Source organism: Yersinia sp. 2542 StPb PI (genome assembly GCF_048593855.1).
In the GTDB taxonomy this organism is placed as follows: Bacteria; Pseudomonadota; Gammaproteobacteria; order Enterobacterales; family Enterobacteriaceae; genus Yersinia; species Yersinia enterocolitica_E.
This window is the reverse complement of record NZ_JAZGQA010000312.1, coordinates 1-2,869: the sequence shown is the minus strand read 5'-3', so window position 1 is coordinate 2,869 and position 2,869 is coordinate 1. Positions and strand designations below refer to the sequence as shown.

Genomic DNA, 2,869 nt, shown 5'->3' with positions numbered 1-2,869 from the left:
CCTGCCTTTAAAAAAACTCTAATCGCTATTGCCTTTACATCCATAGCAACGCCTGCGTTCTCCCAAATTATAGTAAATGGTACAACTGTAAATGCCCCTGATGGGACAGTAGTAGATACTGGCTTGATTAACGATTTTTCTGGGCATGCAGCAACGGTATCAAATGGTGGTGTATTAATTGCTGACGGTGATATCACATTAACGACTGGGGGTAATGCCGCTGATACTTTATATGCTTCTGGGGCAGGCTCACGTGTCGATTTTTTACACGGAAGTACATTAACCACTACAGGGACTGGCTCACACGGCGTGTATGCGCAAACGGGTGCCAGTGTTAACTTGGATGACGCAAATATCTCAGTTTCAGGAGCAAATGCCTCTGGCCTGTCACTGGTCTCTAATAGCCAAATTTCATTGAATAACAGTACCATTTCAGCAACAGGTGCCGGTGGCAAGGGTATAGCTGCTAATAATAGTTCAGTAATTATCAATAACTCTAGATTGACAACAACAGGTGCTTATCTCGGCTCAAGTGCCAGTGCTTTACAAATAGCAAATGGTTCACGAGGGAGCATGACCGGCTCATACGCCAGTACCGGTGGAGCCTCTGCCGCTGCGGTCTTCGTTGAAACAACAAATAGTGCAAATACTCAATTTGATATCATCGACAGTACCCTGGAAACATTCGGGGCGGGTACTGCGCTAGTCTCTTCTGAACTGAATGGTAATGGATCATCTTTAGCAACTGTCAGTGGAAATACGCAAATTATCACTCATCAGGCAACCGCAGTAAGTGCGAGAGGGCCAGGTGGTAAAATTGTTATTAACCCAGGAGCATCGGTTAAAACCCTCGGCGCTAATAATACCGCTATCCAGGCAGTTTTAGGCGGTCAGGCTGATATTACGGGTAGCACTATCAGTACAGCCAGTAATGGTGCAGTAGCCATGATGGCCAGTTCCGCGAGTTCTATTATTAGTCAGGGCAATAACATCAGTACGGTGGGTAATAATGCGTATGCGGTTCAGGCTAATGACAGTGGGACCACTATTAATGTGACTAATACCAATATAGTTACTAGTGGTAATAACGCTGATGCAGTGAATAGTAACACCCAAGCAATTGTGACTATGAATCAACAGAATGCCAATATACATAGTCAAAACGGCAAAACATTTAATGCTCTTGGTGGCACCATCAATGCAGTCCTTGATAACAGTAGCGTTATTAACAATGGCATATTAATAAATGCAGATACCGATGCTAGCCTGGCGAACTTTGGTATCATTAATGTTAATGCAAACGATATGGTTTTAAATGGTGATATCCAGTCAGGTTTAGGTAGCCAAGCTAATCTCAGCATTAACAATACACAATGGAATGGTCTTGCACGTAATGGCGGCCAGGTGAATATTGATAGTCGCGCCATGTGGAATATGATGGCAAGTTCTGACGTCGCTGAGCTGACTAACGCCGGGACAATTAATTTCTCCAATCCTATTGCAGGCGACGTATTAACTGTCCATGGTGACTATATTGGTAATAACGGTAACTTATTGTTTAATACTGAATTAAATGACGACAACTCCATAACGGATAAAATGATCGTCGAAGGTAACACTTCAGGGAACACCTTCGTCAGCGTGACTAACGCGGGTGGCACTGGCGCGACAACGTTAAACGGTATTGAATTGATTCAGGTTAATGGCTTATCTGACGGTGAGTTTATTCAAAAGGATCGTATCGTTGCCGGTGCTTATGATTATTCATTGATGCGCGGTTCTGATGCTAATGCCAATAACTGGTATCTGACTAATGCTGTTATTCCTACGCCACCTTCAGACCCAACAGTTCCAACAGACCCAACAGTTCCATCTGCTATGACTGAGCGTCCAGAAGCTGGCGGCTATACTGCCAACTTAGCCTCGGCTAATAATATGTTTGTCACTCGTTTGCATGATCGTTTGGGCGAAACTCAGTATATCGACGCACTGACTGGCGAACAGAAAGTAACCAGTATGTGGTTGCGTAACGAGGGTGGGCATAACCGTTTCCGTGATTCTCAAGATCAACTGAGCACACAGGCTAACCGTTATGTGCTGCAATTAGGCGGAGATATTGCTCAGTGGAGCAATAACGACATGGACCGTTTCCATCTGGGCGTTATGGCTGGGTATGGTAACAGCAAAAGCACCACCATCTCGCAAGTATCCGGTTACAACGCTAAAGGGTCAACTGACGGTTACAGCACCGGTGTCTACGGGACCTGGTATGCCAACGAGGTCGATAAGTCCGGCTTATATGTCGACAGTTGGGCGCAATACAGCTGGTTCAACAACACCGTTGACGGTCAAGATTTGAATACTGAAGAATATAAGTCTAAGGGGATAACTGCCTCGGTTGAGAGTGGTTATACCTTCAAAATCGGTGAAAATGCCGCTAAAAATGCCACCTACTTTATCCAGCCTAAAGCGCAGGTGACCTGGATGGGTGTGAAAGCTGACGACCATAAAGAAGCTAACGGCACGAATGTCTCTGGTGAAGGTGATGGCAATATCCAGACCCGTCTGGGTGTGAAAGCCTTTATGAATGGCTATAGCAGCCAGGATAAAGGTAAAGACCGAGTATTTCAGCCATTTGTAGAAGCAAACTGGATCCATAATACCAAAGACTTTGGTGTCACTATGGATAACGTGACAGTGAAGCAAGATGGAGCCGCCAATATCGGTGAATTAAAAGTGGGTGTTGAAGGCCAGATCAATAAAAAAGTTAACCTGTGGGGTAATGTTGCCCAGCAAATCGGCAACAAAGGTTACAGTGATACCGCTGTAATGCTAGGTGTGAAATATAATTTCTAACCTAGATTTCAAT

At 44.7% G+C, this 2,869-nt stretch carries 1 protein-coding gene; it reads left to right on the top strand.

Annotated elements, in window-relative coordinates:
* The first annotated feature begins 573 nt into the window (after positions 1-573).
* Positions 574-2,856 carry an autotransporter outer membrane beta-barrel domain-containing protein gene (locus V1952_RS21015; RefSeq protein ID WP_420075470.1) on the top strand — a complete coding sequence of 761 codons (2,283 nt, stop codon included), beginning with the start codon at positions 574-576 and terminating at the stop codon, positions 2,854-2,856.
* The last annotated feature ends 13 nt before the right edge of the window (positions 2,857-2,869 follow it).

Coding starts and splice junctions, on each gene's coding strand:
- V1952_RS21015 (WP_420075470.1), top strand. CDS start 574: ATGACCGGCTCATACGCCAGTACCGGTGGAGCCTCTGCCGCTGCGGTC.